This window comes from bacterium, from assembly GCA_022763185.1.
Classification (GTDB): Bacteria; Bdellovibrionota_G; JALEGL01; order JALEGL01; family JALEGL01; genus JALEGL01.
Genome location: JALEGL010000006.1, coordinates 289283 through 312260 on the forward strand (window position 1 = coordinate 289283; position 22978 = coordinate 312260).

Annotated in this window: 21 protein-coding genes, 1 tRNA gene and 1 other RNA gene; 17 read left to right on the top strand and 6 right to left on the bottom strand. The window is 36.1% G+C overall.

Translation table 11 applies throughout. The features are described 5' to 3' along the window. Positions 1-230 precede the first annotated feature (230 nt). Positions 231-839 (bottom strand): alpha-ketoglutarate-dependent dioxygenase AlkB, encoded by a 609-nt coding sequence (locus tag MRY82_04060; GenBank protein MCI5072105.1) that lies wholly within the window; start codon positions 837-839, stop codon positions 231-233. Between the two features lie 129 nt (positions 840-968). Here MRY82_04060 and MRY82_04065 point away from each other — a divergent pair, with 129 nt between their 5' ends. Next, positions 969-1886, top strand: a complete 918-nt coding sequence (locus tag MRY82_04065) for a M15 family metallopeptidase (protein MCI5072106.1) — start codon at positions 969-971, stop codon at positions 1884-1886. Between the two features lie 204 nt (positions 1887-2090). On the opposite strand, the gene MRY82_04070 is transcribed toward MRY82_04065, so the two are convergent. Continuing rightward, a tRNA-Ser gene (locus MRY82_04070) sits at positions 2091-2182 on the bottom strand. Positions 2183-2479: 297 nt separating this feature from the next. Here MRY82_04070 and ffs point away from each other — a divergent pair. From ffs to MRY82_04095, 5 genes are all read left to right on the top strand, one after another. Next, positions 2480-2577: signal recognition particle sRNA small type (gene ffs / locus MRY82_04075), an RNA gene on the top strand. 36 nt (positions 2578-2613) lie between these two features. Then, positions 2614-4299: a DNA polymerase III subunit gamma/tau gene (gene dnaX, locus MRY82_04080; GenBank protein MCI5072107.1), complete on the top strand. Its 1686-nt coding sequence runs from the start codon at positions 2614-2616 to the stop codon at positions 4297-4299. After that, complete coding sequence (recR, locus tag MRY82_04085; protein MCI5072108.1) at positions 4296-4901, top strand: recombination mediator RecR; 606 nt, start codon at positions 4296-4298, stop codon at positions 4899-4901. Before dnaX ends, recR begins: the two co-directional genes overlap by 4 nt. Before the next feature lie 174 nt (positions 4902-5075). Further along, positions 5076-5561 carry a roadblock/LC7 domain-containing protein gene (locus tag MRY82_04090; GenBank protein ID MCI5072109.1) on the top strand — a complete coding sequence of 162 codons (486 nt, stop codon included), beginning with the start codon at positions 5076-5078 and terminating at the stop codon, positions 5559-5561. A gap of 3 nt (positions 5562-5564) precedes the next feature. Continuing rightward, on the top strand, positions 5565-6152 hold the full coding sequence (locus MRY82_04095; GenBank protein MCI5072110.1) for a GTPase domain-containing protein: 588 nt from the start codon (positions 5565-5567) through the stop codon (positions 6150-6152). Between the two features lie 22 nt (positions 6153-6174). Here MRY82_04095 and MRY82_04100 read toward each other — a convergent pair whose 3' ends face one another. Next, positions 6175-6972, bottom strand: a complete 798-nt coding sequence (locus MRY82_04100) for an alpha/beta fold hydrolase (GenBank protein MCI5072111.1) — start codon at positions 6970-6972, stop codon at positions 6175-6177. Between the two features lie 14 nt (positions 6973-6986). On the opposite strand from MRY82_04100, the gene gpmI reads away from it, so the two are divergent. Next, the gene (gene gpmI / locus MRY82_04105; GenBank protein MCI5072112.1) at positions 6987-8573 is read left to right on the top strand and encodes a 2,3-bisphosphoglycerate-independent phosphoglycerate mutase; all 1587 of its coding nucleotides are present in this window, start codon (positions 6987-6989) and stop codon (positions 8571-8573) included. Between the two features lie 49 nt (positions 8574-8622). Here the strand turns inward: gpmI and MRY82_04110 are convergent, their stop codons facing one another. Then, positions 8623-10497: a SurA N-terminal domain-containing protein gene (locus MRY82_04110; protein MCI5072113.1), complete on the bottom strand. Its 1875-nt coding sequence runs from the start codon at positions 10495-10497 to the stop codon at positions 8623-8625. A gap of 337 nt (positions 10498-10834) precedes the next feature. On the opposite strand from MRY82_04110, the gene MRY82_04115 reads away from it, so the two are divergent. The 5 genes from MRY82_04115 to rodA are packed head-to-tail and all read left to right on the top strand — an operon-like array spanning position 10835 to position 16103. Next, positions 10835-11794 (top strand): rod shape-determining protein, encoded by a 960-nt coding sequence (locus tag MRY82_04115; protein ID MCI5072114.1) that lies wholly within the window; start codon positions 10835-10837, stop codon positions 11792-11794. A 9-nt stretch (positions 11795-11803) separates the two neighbouring features. After that, positions 11804-12613, top strand: coding sequence for a rod shape-determining protein MreC (gene mreC, locus MRY82_04120; GenBank protein MCI5072115.1), 810 nt, complete (start codon positions 11804-11806; stop codon positions 12611-12613). After that, the gene (locus tag MRY82_04125; protein ID MCI5072116.1) at positions 12610-13200 is read left to right on the top strand and encodes a hypothetical protein; all 591 of its coding nucleotides are present in this window, start codon (positions 12610-12612) and stop codon (positions 13198-13200) included. Before mreC ends, MRY82_04125 begins: the two co-directional genes overlap by 4 nt. Next, entirely contained in the window at positions 13187-15013 is a 1827-nt protein-coding gene (gene mrdA / locus MRY82_04130; protein ID MCI5072117.1) for a penicillin-binding protein 2, read from the top strand. Before MRY82_04125 ends, mrdA begins: the two co-directional genes overlap by 14 nt. Beyond that, positions 15006-16103, top strand: coding sequence for a rod shape-determining protein RodA (gene rodA, locus MRY82_04135; protein MCI5072118.1), 1098 nt, complete (start codon positions 15006-15008; stop codon positions 16101-16103). The genes mrdA and rodA overlap by 8 nt, the downstream gene beginning before the upstream one ends. Positions 16104-16167: 64 nt before the next feature. Here rodA and trxA read toward each other — a convergent pair whose 3' ends face one another. Continuing rightward, a complete protein-coding gene (gene trxA / locus MRY82_04140) occupies positions 16168-16503 on the bottom strand; it encodes a thioredoxin (protein ID MCI5072119.1) in 336 nt (111 codons plus the stop codon). 79 nt (positions 16504-16582) lie between these two features. Between trxA and MRY82_04145 the strand changes: the two genes are divergently transcribed. From MRY82_04145 to MRY82_04165, 5 genes are read left to right on the top strand one after another with little or no spacing between them, the layout of a single operon-like run. Then, positions 16583-17947, top strand: coding sequence for a DnaJ domain-containing protein (locus MRY82_04145; protein ID MCI5072120.1), 1365 nt, complete (start codon positions 16583-16585; stop codon positions 17945-17947). Further along, the gene (ccsA, locus tag MRY82_04150) at positions 17947-18750 is read left to right on the top strand and encodes a cytochrome c biogenesis protein CcsA (GenBank protein MCI5072121.1); all 804 of its coding nucleotides are present in this window, start codon (positions 17947-17949) and stop codon (positions 18748-18750) included. The genes MRY82_04145 and ccsA overlap by 1 nt, the downstream gene beginning before the upstream one ends. Continuing rightward, positions 18747-20012 (top strand): glutamyl-tRNA reductase, encoded by a 1266-nt coding sequence (hemA, locus tag MRY82_04155; GenBank protein MCI5072122.1) that lies wholly within the window; start codon positions 18747-18749, stop codon positions 20010-20012. Before ccsA ends, hemA begins: the two co-directional genes overlap by 4 nt. After that, on the top strand, positions 20005-20949 hold the full coding sequence (gene hemC, locus MRY82_04160; GenBank protein MCI5072123.1) for a hydroxymethylbilane synthase: 945 nt from the start codon (positions 20005-20007) through the stop codon (positions 20947-20949). The genes hemA and hemC overlap by 8 nt, the downstream gene beginning before the upstream one ends. After that, positions 20936-21697 carry a uroporphyrinogen-III synthase gene (locus MRY82_04165; protein MCI5072124.1) on the top strand — a complete coding sequence of 254 codons (762 nt, stop codon included), beginning with the start codon at positions 20936-20938 and terminating at the stop codon, positions 21695-21697. The genes hemC and MRY82_04165 overlap by 14 nt, the downstream gene beginning before the upstream one ends. Here MRY82_04165 and purD read toward each other — a convergent pair. Continuing rightward, entirely contained in the window at positions 21689-22978 is a 1290-nt protein-coding gene (gene purD / locus MRY82_04170; GenBank protein MCI5072125.1) for a phosphoribosylamine--glycine ligase, read from the bottom strand. The two genes, MRY82_04165 and purD, sit on opposite strands and share 9 nt — an antisense overlap.

The window sequence follows — 22978 nt, forward strand, 5'->3', positions numbered from 1 at the left end:
ACTGCAAGCAGATGAATCAATTGATTGCAGATCATATTTTTCAATTGATGCTTGTTGATAGAGCATAATGATGAGCGTATTTATATTTTTTTACAAAATGCTTTTAGTATTAAGACAACAACAATATCAAGTCTGCCATAAAGCCTAAATACACCACTTAAATTGTTAAGCATTGGTGCACAAAGACTTGAAGATCTTAAACAGCAATGGTGCCAAATTGTATTACCTTTTTAACCGCGCATTAATCTAAAGGTAAGATTAATTCTTGGTTTTAAAACTGTTTTTGTGGTGGGTAAACTATGAGACCAATGACTTTGAGTTTTATCTTTCATGACCAATAAGCTGCCAGCTTCTAAAAGACAAGAGCGTTTTTCTTTGTTTGTTTTATGTTTAAAAGAAAACTTCCGTTCAGCACCAAAGCTTAAAGAGGCAATAGCGGCTTTTGCGACCAGTTCTTTTTCGGCATCACTGTGCCAACTGATGCCTTCTTGACCATCGTGGTATAGGTTAAGTAAACAAGCATTGTAGCGTGCTTGACTTATCTTTTCTACATGCGATTTAATTTCAAGAAGAACAGATAGCCAAGGTAAAGCAGTTTTGGTTGTCTTAGAATAGGTATAAGTAAATGCCTGATCCGCATACCAAGCAACTTTCCGTTTGGTAGTGATTGTTTTTCCATAAATAATGGCCTGATCATGCTGCCAAAAAACCTCTTTCATTAAACAATCAAAATAATGTTGAGCTTCATCGGCAGCAAAGATGGGGCCGTAATAATGAACCGTCCCATCATAAGGCAACACATTCCGCGGTTGATTAGTAAGTTGTTCAAAAAGGTCCATCAAGGTCAAAGTCCTGTCCCTATATTTAAAAGAAGTCAGTAAAAAAATACAGAAGTATTCTGTTTTTATGTAACTGTATTGTGTTGACTTTAGAAAAATTATGCTTGAAATCGTTTGAGAATATAAGGTATGAACGTGTCTATGGTTTCTAGGGGGAAATATTATGCAAGACTATTGCTATTGATGTGTTTGATAAGCGACGGGCTAGCATGGGCGCAAGCCAAACGTACACCAGAGCAGGCAATATCTTTTTTGAAAGCCTATCCAGATATTCTAGTAGAGTATGTTCCAGGTCAGTTTGATGAAAGTGTTGGGAGTTTTTTACTTGCATCTGGTAAACGTATAGCAGCCGCAGGTATGTTAAGAACCGTCCGTCAAGATTACTTTGCCATTGATAAAGATTCAATGATCCCGGATTATCATAACCCCGGAATTTTAAGAGATCATCAATTTTTCATGGCCATGTATGGGCATAACTACGATGAAGTTGAAGAAAAAATTACAGAGATTGATTGGTTTGGCTTAGAAATTAAAGTAACAACAGCCAATGCCATTGATCAAAGGTTGATGAAAATAAGAGATGAATTGTTGGCTATGGATAATTACAATGCATTCAAAGACTATTTGACCCCGATAGGAGGAACGTTTCATTGGAGAAAAATAGCAGGGACCAATCAAAGAAGTATGCACAGTTATGGTGCTGCCATTGATTTAAATAGCCAAGGAGGCAAAGGCTGTTATTACAAGTGGCATTATCCTAGAGGAGCTTCACCAGATAGAGGAAGATGTCACTTGGGTTATCCAAAAGAGATAATTGATACGTTTGAAAAGTACTGTTTTATCTGGGGCGGTCGTTGGCAACGTCATGATACCATGCACTTTGAATACAGACCTGAATTTTTTACCAGTAGAGATGCGTGTATCGTTGATTTAGATCAGCATGAGTTAGAATTAAGGCGTCAAGAGTTTGCTAGAGAAAATCCAGCAATTCAACCGCTACCTTCAACCTTAATTCGACCCGAAGTGAAGTCATTGCACTCACATTAACACAGATTAAATCAAGTTTGCACAATGGGCTTAATTATTGTGAACAGAGCGCTCATGTATACAGAGCATGCCAAAAAGACAAACCAATTGTATTAAGTAGTTTTAGAAAAAGCAGTGCTTTTTGTTCCTCCTACCCCGGGATATGCATTCAAATCTCAAACATCTGAACACAAAAATTCCACCCCTAGCGGGATCAAATTTTTATGGCGGAGAGAGGGGGATTCGAACCCCCGGTACAGTTTAACCCGTACGCAGATTTAGCAAACCTGTGCCTTAAGCCACTCGGCCACCTCTCCATTGTGCTTCCATGCCTAGTTTTGCATGGAGCAAGTATACGTGTCTTCACAAGGGATAACTTTAACATAACACTTTCTAGCTCGCTTCGCTCACAAGAATGTGTATGTCGGCCACCTCTCCATTATATGGATACGAACAACTTTATTTTTTGTCCGCTATGCGAAGTATGCTTTTCTACCATATTTTTTTATACTGTCAATAAAATCTAAGTGTCCAAGGGCCGGTAAATGATTTTGCTTTATTTTCTGCTTTTCTCCTTTAAAAAAATGAATCTTAATGTTATACACTGCGGTGATCGCCGGAATTTGCGCGACAAATGACTCCCAATTCCGTCAGGTCCGGAAGGAAGCAGCGGCACGGAGCCCTCTTTGGGTGCCGCTTTTTTCTGGCGATCACTTTATTTCTTGGTGTGCTTTAAGGAGAGTCTTGTATGAGTTATGTGGTATTGGCGCGAAAATGGCGACCACAAAGTTTTGATGATTTGGTTGGACAAGAAACCATTGTAAAAATCATAAAAAATGCCATTGCTCTCAATCGTGTGCCGCATGCCATGTTGTTTACTGGAACTCGTGGTGTTGGTAAAACAACTTCGGCCAGAATTGTTGCTAAAGCTTTAAATTGTGAGAATCCACAAGATATCAATCCCTGTAATCAGTGCACCAATTGTAAAGAGATATCCGCCAGTCAAAATATTGATGTGATTGAAATCGATGGTGCGTCCAACACCTCCGTGGATGATATCCGTGAATTAAAAGACAATGTGCAATACGCACCGTCTAAATCCAAGTATAAAATTTTTATTATTGATGAAGTGCATATGCTTTCGACCAGTGCTTTTAATGCCCTGTTAAAAACCTTGGAAGAACCGCCTTCGCATGTGAAGTTTATTTTTGCCACAACCGAGCCGCAGAAAATTCCAGACACCATTCATTCCCGGTGCCAACGCTTTGATTTTAAAGAAGTGGCTGAGACACATCTAAAACAACATTTGCAAACTATTTTACAGCAAGAAAAAGTTAATATGGAGCCAGCAGCCCTGGACTTGTTGGTTATACAAGCTGCAGGGAGTGTTAGAGATGGCTTGTCTTTGCTGGACCAAGTGATTGCCTTGATCTCCAGCTTGGATGAAACCATTTTAGAAAAAGATGTCATTGATATTTTGGGCTTAACCCACAAATCTATTTTAGATGAGAGTTTGCAGTGTTTAAGTGAACATTCAGTTGAAGGCGTTTTACACGTGCTTGAAAAAGTATTTCAAACTGGGGTTGATCCAAAAAACTATCTCACAGATTTACTTGAAAAAGTACGTGACTTGTTGGTCATTAAGGCCGGTGGCGCTGACCATTTAGTGCGGGCTACAGAAGAAGAACTAACAAGGCTTAAAACCATGGCGGGTGACATTGCTGAAGAAGAGCTGGAACGGTGGTTTGATTTATTTAAAAACACCATCAATGAGTTGGGGCGCAGTAATTTTGCCAAGCGCTTACTTGAAGTAACCATGATTAAAGCTGCGCGATATGTCCCCAGGGTGAATGTAGATGATTTACTTGAGCAAATTAATGCTAAAAAAAGTTCTACACAGCCAAGTGTGCAAATGAAGGAACAAAGACAGCCTCAAACGTATGCAAAAGCTCCATCTGAGCAACCCATCGTCCAAGAAGCAAAGCCAGTAGATTCATCAGAAAAAAGAAATCTTGATGTTGAACAGGCGGCCCCAAAGCCAGTAGAAGCCCAAGCCAATCCACCTCAGTCCAAGTGGGATCAGCTATTGCAGGTGACCAAAAAAAATAAACCCTCTTATGCAGCAATTTTGTTGCAAAGCAACCTGAATAAAATTGATGATCATGCTATTGTATTGGAATTTCCGAAAGGTTCTTTTTATATTGAAAGAGCAAAAGAAAAAGAGTTCAAACAATACATGGAAGATTTGAGCGAGACGCTTTTTGGAAAAAAACTGCAATTGAATGTTTGTGAAAGTGGTGAGCCCCGTCAGGATGAAACGCCTCATTCAGTCAAACAAGCACAGGCGGAAAAGTCAGTTCTTGAAGATAAAAAAGTTCAAGAAACGCTTACCTTGTTTGATGCCAAAGTGGACGAGGTGAATATTATAAAATGAGTTATATTCCCAAGTCTTTCCAAGAGGCAGTTAAAGCCTTCAGTCAGCTGCCCAGTATTGGTCAAAAATCAGCGCAACGCATGGTCATGCATTTATTAAAGCTGCCAGAAGAAAAAACCATAAACTTTGCCCAAGCGCTGCTAAAAGTTAAACAAAGCATTCGTTTATGTGAATCTTGTTATGCGTATAGTGATGACAGTGTTTGTCAAATATGTTCAAACCCAAAAAGAGATGAAACTCTGGTATGTGTTGTGGAAAATCCAACGGATATCTTTGCAATAGAGGAAAGCGCTCAATATCAGGGAGTGTATCATGTTTTGCATGGGCGTCTATCCCCTTTGGAAGGAATTGGTCCAGAGCAGATTAAAATGGATCAGTTGTTTAAAAGGGTTGAAAAAGGTTTAATTCAAGAGGTTATTCTAGCAATGAACCCTGATGTTGAAGGAGATGCAACAGCTCTGTATGTGGCAAACAAACTATCCAAGCAATATGCGGTTAAAAGCAGCAGAATTGCTATGGGCGTTCCTATGGGTAGTAGTTTAGAGTATACGGATCAAATTACTTTGGGCAGAGCCATTGCTGAAAGAAGACAATACAAATAACATAGACCTTCAAGAGATTTTTTTGCTTTTTCGCTGCGAACGATGTCTTAGGGAACTGTTTTTAACCCTCACCTTAAACTGCTGAGCTAAATACAAGCATGTTTGTGGCAAGCTGTAAGCTATAAAGTATGAAAATCTTTGTGTTTCATAACATAAGCTGCTAAAAATACAGATATGGATAATTCTCCAATGGTTGTGTTTGAGAAAGAAATGGTTGAAATTTTTTCAATCATTGAAAACTTGAACAAAGAAGCGCATGCAAAAGCATGCTTTTTAGTCGATAAAAATGGACAGCTGATTGCCTCAACTGGAAATACGCAAGAAATTGATTCTATTGGCTTAGCCTCTTTAACGGCTGGTAATTTTGCAGCAACTGCTGGTATAGCAAAGTTGTTAGGTGAAAAAGAGTTTTCTATTGTGTTTCATGAAGGTGAAAAAGATAATATTCATCTGTCATTAATTGACCAAAGAGTGATATTGGTGGTTTTATTTGATGATAGTTCAAGTCTTGGTTTGGTTCGACTGCGTGTGAAAAAGTTTAGTCGAGAGTTGGGAGATTTGTTTAATAAATTGGCCAGTAAAGCAGATCCTAAGTCAGCGGTGGCGTCTGTTTTTGAGGAGATTTCAGATCAAGATATTGATCAATTATTTGGTGACTAAAAGATTATGTATATAGATTCTTACGCAAAAGAAATTAACTGTAAAATTGTATATTATGGACCTGGTTTAGGCGGAAAAACCAGCAACCTTCAGTTTATACATAAGAAAACCAAACCTGAAGCTAAGGGAAAAATGATTTCTTTGGCTACAGAAACAGAAAGAACTTTGTTTTTTGATTTCTTACCCTTATCTTTGGGAACCATTCGTGGCTTTAAAACACGGTTTCATTTGTACACTGTGCCTGGACAAGTCTTTTATGACTTAACTCGTAAAGAGGTTTTAAAAAGAACAGATGGTGTTGTCTTTGTGGCAGACTCGCAAGAAGAACGAAGAGAAGCCAACATAGAGTCATTTGAAAACTTAAAAGTCAATTTAAAAGAAAATGGTTTATCCTTGGATAGCATTCCTCATGTTATGCAATACAATAAACGTGACTTACCATCGGCAATGGACATAGAACAAATGCGAAGAGATTTAAACTTTTATAAGGTCCCCGAGTTTGAAGCAGTTGCAATAGAAGGACAGGGCGTGTTTGATACGCTCAAATCAATTGCAAAACTGGTTCTGCTTGAATTAAAAAAAGGTCAATAAAATAAATTTCAAGCCGCAGGCATCAAAAAAAATTCATATAAAATTCTTTAAGCTCTTTTAGCAGTAGTTGTTGTTCTTGATCTTGTATCTTAGGGATTATATGCCCAGCATGCTTTAGCCTTATGATTTTTTTATGGGGATTTTTACTGTGTTTGTATATAAACTGGCTTGATTGCGGAGAGATAACATCATCATCCTCAGAATAAACCAATAAGCTTGGACAGTTGAGGGTTGCAAGAGCTTTTTCTGCCAAAAGAGTGACTTTTTTATATTCAGTGAGGCTATGTAAAGGATAAGCATCAAATAATAAAACTTCATCCTGCTTTTTATTCTTTTTTATATTGATATTGGGTATTAAACATCGGGGCAACTTTGTTAAACAATGCAGTATAAAATCATTCATACGGTTCAAGGTCCAAAGTGCAGGAGAAAATAGAGTTATGGATTTGATTTTATTGTGTAGTTTATTTGCTATGATCATACTCAAAGAAGCACCCATGGATAAACCCATGATATGAATAGCGTGACCTTTGTTAATATAAGATTGAATATTGTCTTCAATGTAGTGTAACCAGTCTTGATAGTGTATGTTTTTTAGGTCTGAAATTTTTCCAGTATGTCCGGGCAAACCAAGAGAAAGACAATTGATTTTAAATTCGTCACTTAAATAAGAGGCAACAATAGAAAAGTCACTGCTGCTACCTGTAAACCCATGAATGCAAATTAAGGTAATATCTTTTTCTCCTTTTAAAAAAGAATTTGCATTTGCACTATGCTTGGATACATTTGCTGGCGTAGGAGTAAAAGAATTAGAAAGCATAGAAGAAAACTATCATGACAAAAAAAAATGTAAACAAAACAGTTTTGGTTATTCTAGATGGTTGGGGTGTTCGCAATGAAATAAAAGGTAATGCGATTGCTCAAGCCAATACCCCTTTTTATGATCGGGTTTTAAAACAATATCCAATGACTTTATTGCAGGCTTCGAGTGGCCATGTTGGTTTGCCAGAAGGTGTCATGGGCAACTCTGAAGTGGGTCATATGAATATTGGAGCAGGTAGAGTGATTGCACAAGATTTGGTCCGTATCAATGAAACTTTTGAGCATAAAACATTTTCTCAAAGTAAGACTTTTCAAACAATGGTTACGCAACACAAAGCAACAGGTCAAAAAATTCATTTGTTGGGTTTGTTGTCTGATGGGTGTGTTCACTCATCGCAAGAACATTATCTCAATATTATACAGATTCTTTATGAGCAAGGCGTGGATATGAAAAAAGTTTTTTTTCATGCTATTTTGGATGGGAGAGATACAGCACCGCACTCTGCACTAAACTATATAGATATTGTAAAAAAAACCTTAGCTCAGTGGGGTGGCAAACTGGCAAGTATCAGTGGTCGTTTTTTTGCCATGGATAGAGATCAACGTTGGGAGCGAACAGCTAAGGCTTTGGCTGTGTTATTGGATCGAGGTCAAAATAAAACCTGTGTTGATCCTATTCAAGCAATCAATAAATCCTATGCTCAAGGTGTTGGCGATGAGTTTTTTGAGCCTTGTCAAATAATCAACAACGACTCCGTTTTTGAAGGTAAAATTGAAGAGCATGATACAATTTTCTGTTTTAATTTTCGTGCAGATCGTATGCGGCAGATATGCAGTGCTTTGTCTGAGAAAAATGTACAGCAGCAATGCTTGAAAAAGCTGGGGTTAGACGCGAATGCTTCGGGTACTGTTGACCCTAAAAGATTGTTTACCATGACTAGGTACAATAGAGGCTTTGCTTTTCCAGTCATGTTTGATGAACAAAAAGTTGATATGTGTCTAGGCGAAACCATAGAACATGAGCATTTAAAGCAGTTTCGTATTGCTGAGACAGAAAAATATGCCCATGTTACCTTCTTTTTAAATGGAGGACGAGAAGATCCTTATCATCAAGAAAGGCGACATTTGGTTCCTTCTCCAAAGGTGAAAACCTATGATGAAGTGCCGGCAATGAATTCATCAATTGTTACAGATCATCTGTGTTCTGCAATTGAACAAACACAAGAACATTTGATTGTGGTAAATTATGCTCAGCCAGATATGGTTGGCCACACCGGTAACTTTGATGCTGCGCTAAAAGCTGTTCAAGCTACAGATGAATGTTTACAGAGAATTGCTGAGCAAGCATTACAAAACAACTACACAGTTTTTGTTACAGCGGATCATGGAAACATAGAACAAATGCTAGATACAAATGGCAATGTCCATACTGCGCACACGCTCAATCCAGTACCATTTATTGTTATTGGACATGGGGCAGAGGATATTAGATTACAATCCTCTGGTACACTAAGTAATATTGCGCCAACTGTGTTACAGATGATGAATATTGATATTCCAACTCAAATGAAGAGCAAAGGTTTGATCGTAAAAAAATAAAAGGCCTCTGTTTTTTTTGTTTTAGAAGCCCTTTAGTAGTCTAAGAATTTTAGGAGCCTTGTAGTTCTGGCGCTATTTCTATTTCTGCGTTATCTTTTAAAGCATCAATCCATTGGTTGACCTTTTGTGAGTCTTGCCGGTTAGTTTCAGCGGCTGTAGTATCAAATTGACTCCAATCTGGCGTTTGGATATCGGTAACAGATAAAATGTAGTGATCTTTACCTTTGACAATGGTTTTTGGAAACAGTGTGTTTTTTTGCATAGAAAGCGCAGGTTTAAGATCGTCTAGGCTCAGGTCTGAATTTAGTTTTGAGGCGTCTTTGGCTGAAAACCAATTGCTGGTTTGTACGCTTAAATCCAGTTCATTGGCTAAACTTTGTAAATCAGTGATTTCTTGTTTAAGAAGTGCTTGGTTTTTTTGTGCAATCAGGGTTGCAAAAGCTTTTTGATAAGCTTGTTGCAAATAGTCGGCTTTGACGGTTTTAGCAAGCGTGTTGTAATTAGGAATATAGCTTTCATTGACCTGATTTAACTGGATCTGATAAAGGTAATCGGTAGAGGCCGCTGTAAACATTTCAGTTTTTTCATTTACCTTTGCACTCATTACCTTACCCATAATGATACTTGTATCATTGTTGTCTGGGATTTGGGGTAAGTTGTCATTTTGGTTAATGTTTTTATAGTTACGTTCGGTAGCCTGCTTAGCAAAAACTTTTTTAGCAGCATCTAAAGCACTGTCCTTATATTTTTTTTGTTCTAGAGCAACAGATTGCCATTTAAAGCTGAGCTCTTTATTTAAACGTTCAACAGTACTTGGGCCTGGTTTGATTTTATCTAAAAGTTCAATGACGTGGTAGCCAAAAGATGACTTTACTGGAGCGCTGATTTGCCCCACTTTTAATGATTCAACGGCTTGCTTAAATTCTGGAACCATGGTGTCGGCAGCAAAATAGCCTAAGTCACCCCCCTTAGTTTTTGAACCTGGGTCTTCACTTTCTGCCATTGCAAGAGACCTAAAAGATGCTCCAGCTAGTAGACGACGATAAATTTTTTGGGCTTTATTCTTGCTGTTATCACCGCTAATTAATATGTGACGAGCATGATAGCGGGCTTGTGAAAGCTTTTCTCTTTGCTCTGGACTGTAGGCGGACTTTAATGTTTTGTTAAGGTCATCGTTGTTGGGTTGAGGTAAAAAGTTTTTTAAATCAAGCCAAAATAAAGAAAAGCTCCGTTGTTCTGGAATACGGTAGTTTTCTTTGTTTTGTTCATAAAAATTTTGGAGATTTTCTTGCGAGGCTTGTTCAATATCCAGTTTATTTTCAAGGATCTCACTGTTAAGCTTAATGTAGCTTACTTTTGCTTTGGTTTGATCAATAGCGTAGTTGGCTTTTAAAAGATGTAAAGGTGTTTTGCTTGTAGCGTTGATGGCTTGATACAAACTGTTAACCATGATTTTCTCCCCTTGCTCTTTTTCAAATTGAGCAGGGGTTTGTCCAAAGCGTGCAAGAATATTTTTGTATTGTTCAAAGCTGAAGCTCTGTCCACCTTGGGTAAATTGTTTTTGAATGCTCTCTTTAATTGCTTTTTTAGGCATGGTCATGCCCAATGCACGTGCTTGTTTAAGCAGAAGTTTTTGTTGAATTAAACCTTGCAACACTTGTTTTTGTAACATGTTAATCATTTCTGGAGGCAGGCTATTAAAATCCATACCTTGACTCTGCTGATAGGCCATCATATTTTGAAATGCTCTGGAAAGCTCGACTTGGCTGATTTCGGTACCATCAACTGTGGCGCTGATGTTTTCAGATATGGCACCTCCGCAAGAACCTGAAAAACCATAAAAACCGACCATGGCTGCGGCAAGGATAAAAAGTAAGAATTTAGCAAAAGGTGAAACCATACCGTCTCTCATGGATTGTAACATTGTGTAAAGCTCCTTAAATTTAGTGCCAAAGCAGTTTTGGCTTTATGGTTATTGACAGTTAACTTTAATGGCCAGATATAACTTATTTTTAGGGCTTTTGCCAAATATATTGATTTGAAGGGTTAAATAGCCACTTTGCACGATAGACCATGACTCGTATACCAATAAGTGTTGGAAAAAACACCGTTTTTATGAAAAAGAATGCATCAAAATGCATTAATTTATTGGATAGAACGATGGTCTCTGGTATGTGAACTACGTGGTATTTGATCAGTTTATAGGATTTTTTTCGAATGATTTAGCTATTGATTTAGGCACAGCCAATACCTTGGTTTATATGAAAGGCCGAGGTATCGTTATCAATGAGCCTTCTGTTGTTGCTGTATCGATGGATGGGCGTAAGCGCAAAAAAGTTGTGGCGGTTGGCAAAGAGGCCAAAGAGATGTTAGGCCGTACTCCAGGTTCAATTGTGGCTGTAAGACCCATGAAAGATGGCGTGATTGCAGACTTTGAAATCACTGGTGCCATGCTAAAGCACTTTATTGCAAGAGCGCATAATCGGAACTCTTGGGTAAGGCCAAGGATTATCATTTGTGTCCCTTTTGGTATTACGGATGTAGAGCGCAGGGCTGTGAAAGAGTCAGCTGCAGCAGCTGGAGCTCGGGAAGTTTATCTTATTGATGAACCTATGGCAGCAGCGATAGGAGCTGGGTTGTCTATTACTGAACCTTCTGGAAATATGATTGTTGATATTGGTGGTGGAACCACTGAGGTTGCGGTTATTTCTCTTTCTGGGATTGTTTATTCTCAATCGGTTAGAATGGCTGGTGATAAAATGGAAGAAGCCATCACCCAATTTTTGAAACGCAAATACAATATTTTAGTGGGTTCAAGGACATCTGAAGAAGTTAAACTAACTTTGGGATCAGCATACTGTATTGATGGTGAAGAAGAAACCATGGAAGTTAAAGGTAGAGATTTGGTTTCAGGAATTCCTAAAACAATGAGCATTTCTTCTGAAGAAATTAGGCAAGCACTTAAAGAATGTCTTAAAGTGATTGTAGACTCCATTAAATTGGCTTTGGAAAAGACTCCTCCTGAATTGGCTGCCGATATCGTTGATAAGGGTATTGTGTTAACCGGGGGTGGAGCATTATTAAAAAATATAGATGCCATGATACGTGAGGAAACAAATTTACCTGTGATGATTGCTGAAGACCCTTTAACCTCAGTTGTTATTGGTTCTGGTAAAGTGTTAGATGATGATCGTTTGATGGCAGTGGTAACAAGCGTTTGATAAAGTTCAGTGAATAAGCCCTTAAGAATTGTTATTGCTATTTTCCTAGTCAGTTATTTGGGTATTCAAATTATTTCTGTTGGTATACAAAAAAAACAAAGTTTAGGTTTTATAGAAAGAAGCATTGTTTTTATCAGTTTGCCGTTGCAAAAAGCAGCGGAACATATTGTTGATAAGATAGGCTCAACATTTAAATACTATGTTTTTCTTACTCAAACGGCAAAACAAAATGACGAGCTTAAGAAGAAAATTAACCGTTTACAGGCTAAAATTAAAAAAAATGATGAATTGTTACTTGAGGCAGAAAGGTTACGAGCCCTTTTAAATATTCAGCCATTGAGAGATTATGTCGTTTTGGGTGCAAGAAGAGTGGCATTAGGGGCGTCACCCAATCAGCGGATGATTCGTTTGGCAAAAGGGCGTGCCTATGGTGTAGAAAAAGGTATGCCAGTTGTTCACTCCAAAGGTTTAGTGGGTTTGGTTTTACAAAGCTCTATTCGTCACAGCGATATTCTGGTTCTTTCTGATAAAACCAGCGTTGTTGATGTGATTAATCAAAGAACTCGTAGGCGAGCATTGTTAAGAGGCTATAAAATTGATCAACTTAAGTCTGAATATTTTCCTGCAACAGAAGATATAAAAGTAGGAGATATTTTTATTACCTCAGGTCTGGATGATGTTTACCCAAAAGGCCTCCCCATAGGATTTGTTTCACAAGTTCAAGAAAGAAATGATGATTTATTTTTAGATGTGTATGTAAAAACCTATGTTGACTATTTTCATATTGAAGAAGTAGGTATAGTGGTTAGCGAAGAATGAAAAATATACTGGCTATCATAGGTATATCTTTATTAGGGTTGGTTGTTCAAACATCAGTCATGCCAAGAGTTGCGCTGCTAATGCAAGATGTGTTTTTTGTAAAAATATTTTTCATGAGTTTTTATTTTAATACAATTATTGTTATTGCTAGTTATTTGGCTTTTACACGTAAGCCTTATGAAGCAATGTTGTGGAGCTTGTTTTTATTTTCTTTAACCAACGCTTTTGGGATTGCATGGAGCAGCAGTTTAAGCCTTGCATATATTGCATTGGTTTTACTTTGTCTTGTTTTTCGGCAGAGCATATTTATTTCAGGGTATGGACAAAAGTTTGTGTTATGTTTTATTTTAGGTTTGCTTATGTTTTTATTAGAGCACTGGTTAGGAGGATTATTTCAGAGGAAAAGCTCTATGCTAGCGGGAACATTTTTTATGATGATAAGCCAGTGTTTATTGTATGCGGTATGTGCGCCTATAATATTTAATATTATGATTTGGCTGGATGCAAAAACATTATCAAAGCTTCAGTTACAAGAACAAAATGTTATTTTTGCTCAACAAAGAGAGGGTCTGATTGCAACTTTCTGAGGATAATCGCAAAGAGTTTTTTGAAATACGAATTTATATATGTATTGCTGTATTTGCGTTTTTGTTTTTTATTATTTTAGCGCGTGTTTGGCATCTACAGATTTTTAATGGTAAGCGTTGGCGAGTTTTTTCAGAAGCCAATAGGATAGAATTAAAAAAAGTTCCTGCTGTACGTGGCAAGATTGTCGATCGCAATGGTGTTATTTTAGCAAAAAGCAGTCCATCTTTTGATTTAATGATCAATACCCAAAAAATAGCCAACAGTGATAAGGAGCAAATATTAGATTTTTTAGCAGGTGTGTTTCAATGGTCGGATAAAAGAAAAGATATCATTAAAGCTAAAGTTGCACATAATAAATATCAGTCTAAGATTACGATTGAACGCAATATTGATTTTGATCAGATGAGTAAAGTTCTTACCCATCAATATGAATTGCATGGTGTCAGTATTGGTTATGAACCAACAAGAATCTACCCTTATGGAGTTTTAGCCAGTCATATTTTAGGTTATTTGGGCGAAATTGGAAAAAAGGAACTGAAGAAAATAAATCTTCAAGATAGTGATAATAATAGCAAGTATGACTTGGGGGACTATTGGGGCGTATCAGGTATTGAAAAAAAATATGAGCCTGTTTTAAAAGGTAAAAAAGGAACTTTGCCAGTGGTTGAAGATGCTAGGGGTAGAGAGTTAAGTGATGAAAAAGCCTATGATTTACTACCGTCTTTTCAAGAGCAAAAGCCCATTTCAGGTGATGATGTAAAGTTAACTATAGATAGTCGTTTGCAGAAAGTTCTTGAAGACGCTTTTGAAAAACATGATTCAGGATCGGCTGTTTTATTTAACATAGAAACAGGTGAAATTTTAGCTTTGCTCAGTTATCCAAGCTTTAAACCACAAGAGTTTGCCAGAGGCGTATCAACAAAATATTGGCGACAAATCAATAAAAACAATTTAAACCCAATGTACAATAGAGCTGTAAAAGGTGTTTACCCACCTGGCTCAACATTTAAAATGGTTACCGCTCATGCAGCTTTACAAGAAAAAGTTATTGACCCTAAAGAAAAAATATTTTGTCCAGGATATTATCGCTTGGGTAGAGAAGTTAAACGCTGCTGGAATAGAGGGGGACATGGCTGGATGGATGCAAAAAATGCAATCAAACACTCATGTGATGTTTACTTTTATGAGGTAGGTAAACGACTTGGGATAGATAAAATTGCTGAATATGCAAGAAGGTATGGTCTTGGCCAAGTGACCGGTATTCAATATCAATCTGAAGCCAAAGGTTTGGTTCCTGATTCACAATGGAAACAAAAAGTTTATGAGCAACCGTGGGTGGCCGGTGAAACACTATCAGTGGCTATAGGGCAGGGCTATTTGCAAACATCCGTCTTACAAATGGCAAGAATGGTTGGGGGACTGGTCAAAGGCTACTTGGTGTCTCCCACATTGGACTATCAAAAGTCTGAGCAAGAAGTGGAAAAGAAAAAGGTTGATCTGCCTAACGAGATACAGGAAATAATTCTGCAAGGAATGTATGAGGTGGTCAATACCCCGGGTGGAACGGCTTATTGGGGAGGAAGAAGCAGTAAAATAGAAATTGCTGGTAAAACGGGAACTGCACAAGTGGTCTCCTTCAAAGCAAAAAAGCAGTTAAAAGATCATGCTTGGTTTGTAGCTTATGCTCCAGCTCAAGACCCTAAAGTTGCTGCTGCAGTTATTGTTGAGCATGGTGGTCACGGAGGAGCTGTTGCAGCTCCGATTATAAGGCAAGTGATGGATGCATATGAGGAGTACTATATCAATGAGTAAATATTTGAGTAAATCTGGACGCTTTGACTGGGGCTTGTTCTCTTTAGTGATGGCATTATTGATTATTTCATTGTTTAATCTCTATAGTGCAACTTTGGGCTTGAGTACGGCAAAGTATTTTAAAAGTCAGGTGATTTGGACGGTCCTATCCATAGTGGTTGCAGCCGGTATCGCATTATTCGATTATCGTTTATGGAGTCGTTATGTTTATCCTATTTATACTGTGACGATATTGATCTTATTGTATGTTTTGTTTTTTGGTAAGACATCCCAAGGTGCACAACGTTGGATAAGGGTTGCTGGCATTGCCTTCCAACCTTCTGAATTAGCAAAAATTACTATTGTGTTAACTATGGCAAAGTATTATTCTGAGAAACGTGATTTTGGGGCCATGGGGATTATTCATTTGGTTAAGCCATTGCTGCTGATGCTGTTACCGTTTTTGCTTGTATTAAAACAACCAGATTTAGGAACAGCGTTGATTTTAGCCGGCTCAGGCGTAATTATGACCTTATTTGTTGGTGTAGAGAAAAAAATAATTATAACAACCATCATCTTGATGTTGGCTTCAGGGCCTATTGCATGGAAGTATGTATTGCGTCCATACCAGAAAGATAGGGTGATTTCTTTTCTTAATCCTGAAAAGTACCCTTTAAGCAAGGGATATCAAGTGATTCAATCTAAAATTGCCATTGGGTCGGGTCAATTTTTTGGTAAAGGGTATTTAAAGGGAACGCAAAGTAAATTACAGTTTTTGCCCAAGCAGCATACAGATTTTGTATTTTCAAATTTTGCAGAAGAGTTTGGTTTTTTAGGTTCCTTTTTTCTCATTGCTTTGTATACAGCGCTTGGCGTATTGGGCTTTTCAATTGCTTTGCATGCAAGAGACAGTTTTGGGCTGTTTTTAGCATTGGGCACCACAGCCTTACTGTTAACTCAGACCATCATTAATCTTGGGATGGAAATAGGAATGTTACCGGTTGTAGGTATGACTTTACCTTTTTTAAGTTACGGTGGCAGCTCGCTGCTCACAACTTTTGTTGGTGTAGGTATTTTAATGAATGTAAGTCTAAGGCGATATCTATTTTAAACTGCTTAGCCACCCTAACATAAAAAATATACTTTAGAGGCTATAGTATTAAAGTAAACGTTTATTAAGCCAAGGCTTGATCGAAGGCTGCAGATAGTTTTTCTTTTACACCGGCAGCTCCCACAATTTGTTCAACGATTTCACCATTTTTAAATAGAATCATGGTTGGGATGCTTCGTATGCCGTATTTGACGGGCACAGCTTGATTATCACTGGTGTTGAGTTTACAAATGCGAACTTTACCTTTGTATTCTTCAGCTAATTCATCCAATATTGGAGCTATGGCTAAGCATGGGCCACACCATTCTGCCCAGAAATCAACCAAAGTAGGAATGGGTGATTGAAGTGCTGCTTTTTCAAAACTGTCATCGGTTATATTGATAATTTCTGCATGTGCCATTTTTTTGGAATAAATTAAAATGCACTGAGTGTCAACTTGGCTTAAAGATTGAAGCAAAATATATTATACTAAAGGTCAAATGGTGCGTCATTCGAGTCATAAAGTAACAGCATTAAAAAAAAGTGATTTTTTAGATTTTTTTGCAATAATGGAGAAAAAGGCAATCAGTGCTAATATTGTTTTGGTATCGGGTGAAGTCAAATCGTTGTTTTTTTTAAAGCAAGGACGTATTATTGCCCACAAAAGTAATGTAGAACGAGAACATCATTTAAACCAACTTATTGAAAACTTGGATGCAGAGCAAAGAACATTTATTCAGCATGGTTTAGATCAGTTATCACCCTTTGATCAGTGGGCCTATTTATACAATAAAAATCTTATCAAAGAATCCGCTTACCAGGACTTTTTAGAAAAAGATTGTTCATCGATTATTTTGGCGCATTATAGTAGTAAAGAAACAAATGCTTTGAGAGTGTCCAATGTTGAGGCAGAACATCAACATATGTTGAGTATTGCGCCTTTTAAAATAGTGTTTGAGGCATTGAAACAAACCATAAAGATTGAAGCTGTAAATCAATATGAACAAGTCAATATCAAGGTTAAAAAAAAGGATGTATTTGACGCTTATCAAAAGTATGTAAGCCATGAATCTATTGTTTATGACAAAAAAAAAGAGCTTTTTTACGTTATGCACCCTCAATCAGAACTGGTTTTAGATTTGTATCTTTTAAAAGAATACCAAGTTGTTGATTTAGAGATGTTTTCTGAAAAAATTGAACAAAAATATAAAATTACAAGTGAAAAAGATTTGCTTAATAAAAATGCCTTTGAGGTTTTTGGTTTAGATGAAACTGCAAGTGGCGCAATAATAAAGAAAAAGTACATGGAAATGGTGGCCACGCATCATCCAGATAAAAATGGCAATTTACCTGAAAAAGAGAAAAGAACTATTGAAAAAATATTTTCTCAGATCACACTGGCCTATAAAAAGATTAGTACTGCTGAACAGAGAAAAGAGTATATAAAAGAACTATCAAAAATAAAAGAAAGTCAAAAAGCACAAAAAAAAGTAAAAGCTGAAACCATTTTTTTTGAAGGTTTAGCACAGATGAAAAATAAAAACTTTGATGGTGCCTATGAAAAATTTAATGAAAGCAACAAGATCTTACCAGATGAAAAATACCGCATTTATGCTGCGTGGAGTTATTTTCGTTTAGGAGTAAAAAATAACTCTAGAGCAACCATTGAAGAAGCTAGAGAAAATTTGAAAAAAGAAACTTTAAAAGATATGCCTATGCTAGAAGCTTTGTTTTACTTAGCCAGTATAGAAAAAAACTTGGGCAACTATAGACAAGCAAAAAAATACTTGTCTCAAGTCGTTGATAGAGATCCATATTTTATGAATGCAAAAGTTGAATTAAATTTAATTAACAAGAGAGTATAATGATGATTGCACAAGGTATATTACTGCTGTCATCGATTATATCTGTTTTTCTGTGCTTTGGATGTTTTTATCAAATGTCATTTAAACAGCGTAAACGTTGGGGAACTAAAAGTTTACTGGTCATTCAAGCTTTAAGTTTTTATCTCTATGCATGTTTAAACATACTATCTGGTTATAGAGTGTTTAAGCTGGCTGTAGACTATGTTTTTTTTAGCGCAGTACTTTTTTCAGTTGTTTTTGTTTTTTTATCATTGAGCATGCGGTTTCTTATTGGCAAGCTATGCATTGTATTGAATATTTTCTTCTCATGTCTAACAGTGTTTTTTTTACTGTGGTCTCAAAAAGAGCAGTTTTTACATCAAAACTATATACAAGAAACTGTTTGGCTGGTGCATATGTCATCAAATTGTACTGGGGTAATATTTTTAAGTATGTCCTTAATTCTTGGGGCTAATTATATACGAAACCAAAATTTAATTAAGCGACATAGTGATTTTAATCAGTTGGATCTTGTAACTTTATCTCTATCAAGGATCGACCATATGATGTCTAAATTATTATTTGTGGTATTTGCTGCAATTAATATCAGTTTACTTACAGGCATTGTTTTAGCGCATAGTTTATGGGATAGTTCTTGGTTGAGCAATCCTAAGTTTATTGTATCAGCGCTTATGTGGTGGATGTTTGCTATTCTAGTTTGGGGTAGGTTAAAAAAGGGCTGGAGAGGCAAAAAGTTTGTTCAAGGCCTTTTTGCTTGTGAAGTAGTTTTGGTGGGACTTTTACTATTGTCATTCATAAAATGAGTTTATTTTATAAAAAATTAGGTTTAATTGGCTTGAGTTTTAAAACAGCCAAACTAGCTCTTAGAGAGGCATTTTCATCTGAAGAAAAATTAACTCAATTTATTGATAGACAAATAAGTCAAAAACATATCAAAGGTGGTTTTTCTTTGTGCACCTGTAATAGAGTTGAAATTTATTATGAAAAAGAAAATACCGAAAAAAATCTTATCAATGAATTGATCAACTTTTTTTCAGTTGAGATTAATCAAAGTGATATTAATGATGCATTTTACACAAAAGAAAAAGAAGATGTTATAGAGCATGTTTTTAAAGTGGCCAGCAGTTTAGATTCTCTTGTTATTGGTGAGCCTCAAATTACTGCGCAGTTAAAAAAATCATATCAACAGGCACATGATGATAGCTTTGTTTCAGGAGAAATGCATAAATTCATTCATAGAGCTTTATCTGTATCTAAAAAAATAAAATCAAATACAGATATAGGAAAACATGCTGTTTCTATAAGTTATGTTGCCATAGAGCTAATAAAAAAAGTTTTTGATGATTTGAAAAATTGCAAAGTTTTATTACTAGGTGCAGGAGAAATGGCAGAGCTGTGTTTAAAGCATTTACAGGCAAAGGATGTCAAAAATATCAGCATTGCTAACCGATCACTAGAGAAAGCAATTAACCTATCTTCTTTATATCAAGCTTCGACAGTAGCATTTGATCAGTTTCATAAAGTAATACACCAGTTTGATATCGTTATTGCTTCTACAGGAGCTAGTAAGTTTATTGTGGAATATGAAGATATGAAACATGCCATGGATAAAAGAAAAAATAATCCTGTTTTTATTATTGATATATCGGTTCCAAGAAATGTAAATCCAAACGTAGAACAACTAAGCGAAGTTTATCTTTATAATGTTGACGATCTTGAAAAGATTTCGATTAATAATCAAAAAATTAGGTCAGATGAAGCTTTAAAAGCAGATTTGATTATTAGCGATGAAGTGAGTAAATTTATTGATTTACAAGAAAAAGAAGCAAATAAAGAGAGTATCGTTGAGTTAAGAAAGCACTATAACAAAATTTTTGAACATGAAATGAAAAAAATGTTAAAAACAATAAAATCAGTTAAAGATGATGATGTAGAAAAAATACAAAAAACCTTTGAAGCTGTACAAAAAAAAATCCTCGCCAATCCAATTAAATATGTTAAAGCAAAACCCAGTAAAGAAAAAATATCAGAACTGAGAAAAATTTTTAATATTGGCGATGACTAAAAAAAATAAAATAATCGTTGGAACCAGAGCCAGCCTCTTAGCAACCACTCAAACTGAACAAACCTGTAAAATGGTTTTTAACAATGACTGTGAGTATGAGTTAAAAAAAATTACAACCACGGGGGATGCAGATCAAAATAAGACATTTTCTGAGTTTGGTAGACAAGCGCTGTTTAGTAAGGAACTGGATGAAGCTTTATTGAATCACGAGTGTGATATTGCTATACATAGTTTTAAAGACCTTACGGGTGAAATTCCACAAGGTCTTAAGTTGCAAATGTTATGCAATCAAGTCGACTCCAGAGATTGTTTTGTTTCAGACAAATTTAAAAAAATTGATGATTTGCCACCGGGCGCAGTTGTTGGAACTTCGAGTATTCGCCGATATACAATTTTAAAAAAACACTTTCCGCATTTAAAAGTGAAACCTATTAGAGGCAATATAGATACAAGAATATCCAAAATGCAAAAAGGTGATTATGATGCGATTTTATTGGCAAAAGCTGGCCTGATAAGACTGAATAAGCAAAAAATAATAGCATCTAGTTTGGATGAAAGTATTTTTACACCGCCTTTAGGTCAAGGCTTGATTGCGATTGTTACCAGAAATAATGAAGATGTATTTCAATATCTAAATAAAGATAAAAATATCAACTATTTTGATGCGGTGATGTGTCTAAAAAAAATTATTTCTAGTTATGAAGGTGGGTGTTCACTGCCATTTGGTTTGGATATTCAAGTGAACGGTTATAAGCTGTGTTTTAATGTATACCTTGGAAATGCTGTAGAGGGTACAGAAGTTAGATTTTCTGTGTTGTATGACAATGATGGTTTAAGTGTATTAGAAGAAAAGTTCCGAAATATGATGGATAAAAATAACGCTTTATCAATCTGTAATGCCATGAAAAATTTTGCTATACCTTATGAAACAGATTGAAATTATTTTTACTGGAAAAGTAGATTCACAGTATATTGATAAAATTTTAAAAACTTATAATGGCATTGATGTTAAGCAATTTGATCTTCTTCAGTTTTCACCGGTAATCAATAGTAGTAATGTACATAGTTACGCTGACCTTATTCAGAAATCTACAATTATTTGTATAACAAGTAAAAAAACAGTAGAAATAATTTCACAGTACCCTGAAATTGCTCATGATTTATCAAAAAAAAAACTAGTGGTCTCAGGTGTTAAAGTTGCTAATTTTCTTAAAAAACAACTTAAAATAAACTCTTATTATTCAGAAAAATACCAAGGTCAACGTGGAGTGATGGATGTTTTATCAAAAATAGTTAAAGGTCGGGATTGGGTTGTTTATTTGCATTCAAATAGAGCTGAAGATCACATAAAAAAATATTTTAATGACATGAATATTCAAGGGCAATGTAAAGTTGTTTATGAGACAAACGGTAATGAGATCGTATCACAAAGCTTATTACAACATCTTAAAAATGATACCATAAAGCAAAAAGTTGTATTTTTTGCATCACCATCAGCAGTTCATATTTATAACGAGAAGGTTATAAAGAAGACCAATATAAAAGGGATGCATTATTTGGCATTTGGCCAATCAACTCAACAAGCCTGCAATGACTTAGCTATTAGATGCTTTTTTGAAGAAAATAGTAAAGATTACTTTGAAACAGTGGTTAGATTTTTAGAAAAATATGATGTTTCAGGGTGATTTTTTTTCGTTCATAATAGCTTGTCCACCCACATCTGTTCTATACTGCATACCATTAAAGTTTATATGTTCTTTAACACAGCTGTATGCGATTTGAGCTGCATTTTGATAGCTATCACCTAAGCTAGCAATAGAAAGAACTCTCCCACCACTGGCCATTAATTCATCATGGATGAATTCTGTGCCGCAGTGATAAACTCTACAGTTATTTGGAATAGGCTGTAATATTGAAATAGCTTGTGGTGAAGAAGGTTGATAAGGGTAATTTTTTGAAGCAAGCGTTAAGACAAAAGACTTTTTGTTGTTCCAGGTTATGGATAGATTTTCTTGGGCTAAAACTGACATACAGAGCTGTGCAAAAGGTGTTTGTAACCTGTGCAACAAACATTGAGCTTCAGGATCACCCAAACGTACATTAAACTCTAAAACTTTAGGACCATTTTCTGTTAAAATTAAGCCAACATATAGAAAGCCTGTATAGGGAGTATCATCTGTATCTAATTGATTGAGCAAAGGCTGTACAATGTTTTGTTCTATTTCTTCTTTTAACGGTTTATTCATGAAGTGTGTAGGGGTGTATGCCCCCATGCCGCCAGTATTTGGACCTTCATCATTATCAAGTAATCTTTTATGGTCTTGTGCATCACCAAAAAAATAAAAACTTTTTTCATGACAAAGTGCAAAATATGAAAGTTCAGGGCCAACAAGGAACTCTTCAAAAATAATAGCACTTGGGTTTTCACCAAAGATAAGTTGGTTGAAGACTTTATCACAAAAATCCAACGACTCTTGTTTTGATTGGCATATAACTACACCTTTTCCTGCAGCTAAACCGTCATACTTTAGTGCTTGCGGGTAAGTTTCATTGTGTTGAATATATTTTTTGGCTTCTTGGTAGTTTGTTGCTGTTTCAAAAGCACCTGTAGGTATATTGGCTTTTTGCATTATTTTTTTTGCAAAATATTTTGATGACTCAAGCTGAGCGGCTTCTTTACTTGGACCGAAAATTTTTAAATTATACTTTTTGAAAGTATTGACTATGCCATTGTTTAAAGGGTCTTCAGGGCCAACAATGGTCAAGTCGATATTATTTTTTTTAGCCCATAAGGCTAGATCTTGATGGGATGCAGGCTCATTGATATCAACTTTTTTAGACTTATCTAATTCAAAGATAGCATGACTTCCAGGGTATGCATAAACAGTGCTAACACAAGGGTCATCATTGACTGCCCAGCATATGGCATGTTCTCGCCCCCCCTTACCAATAACCAAGATCTTCAT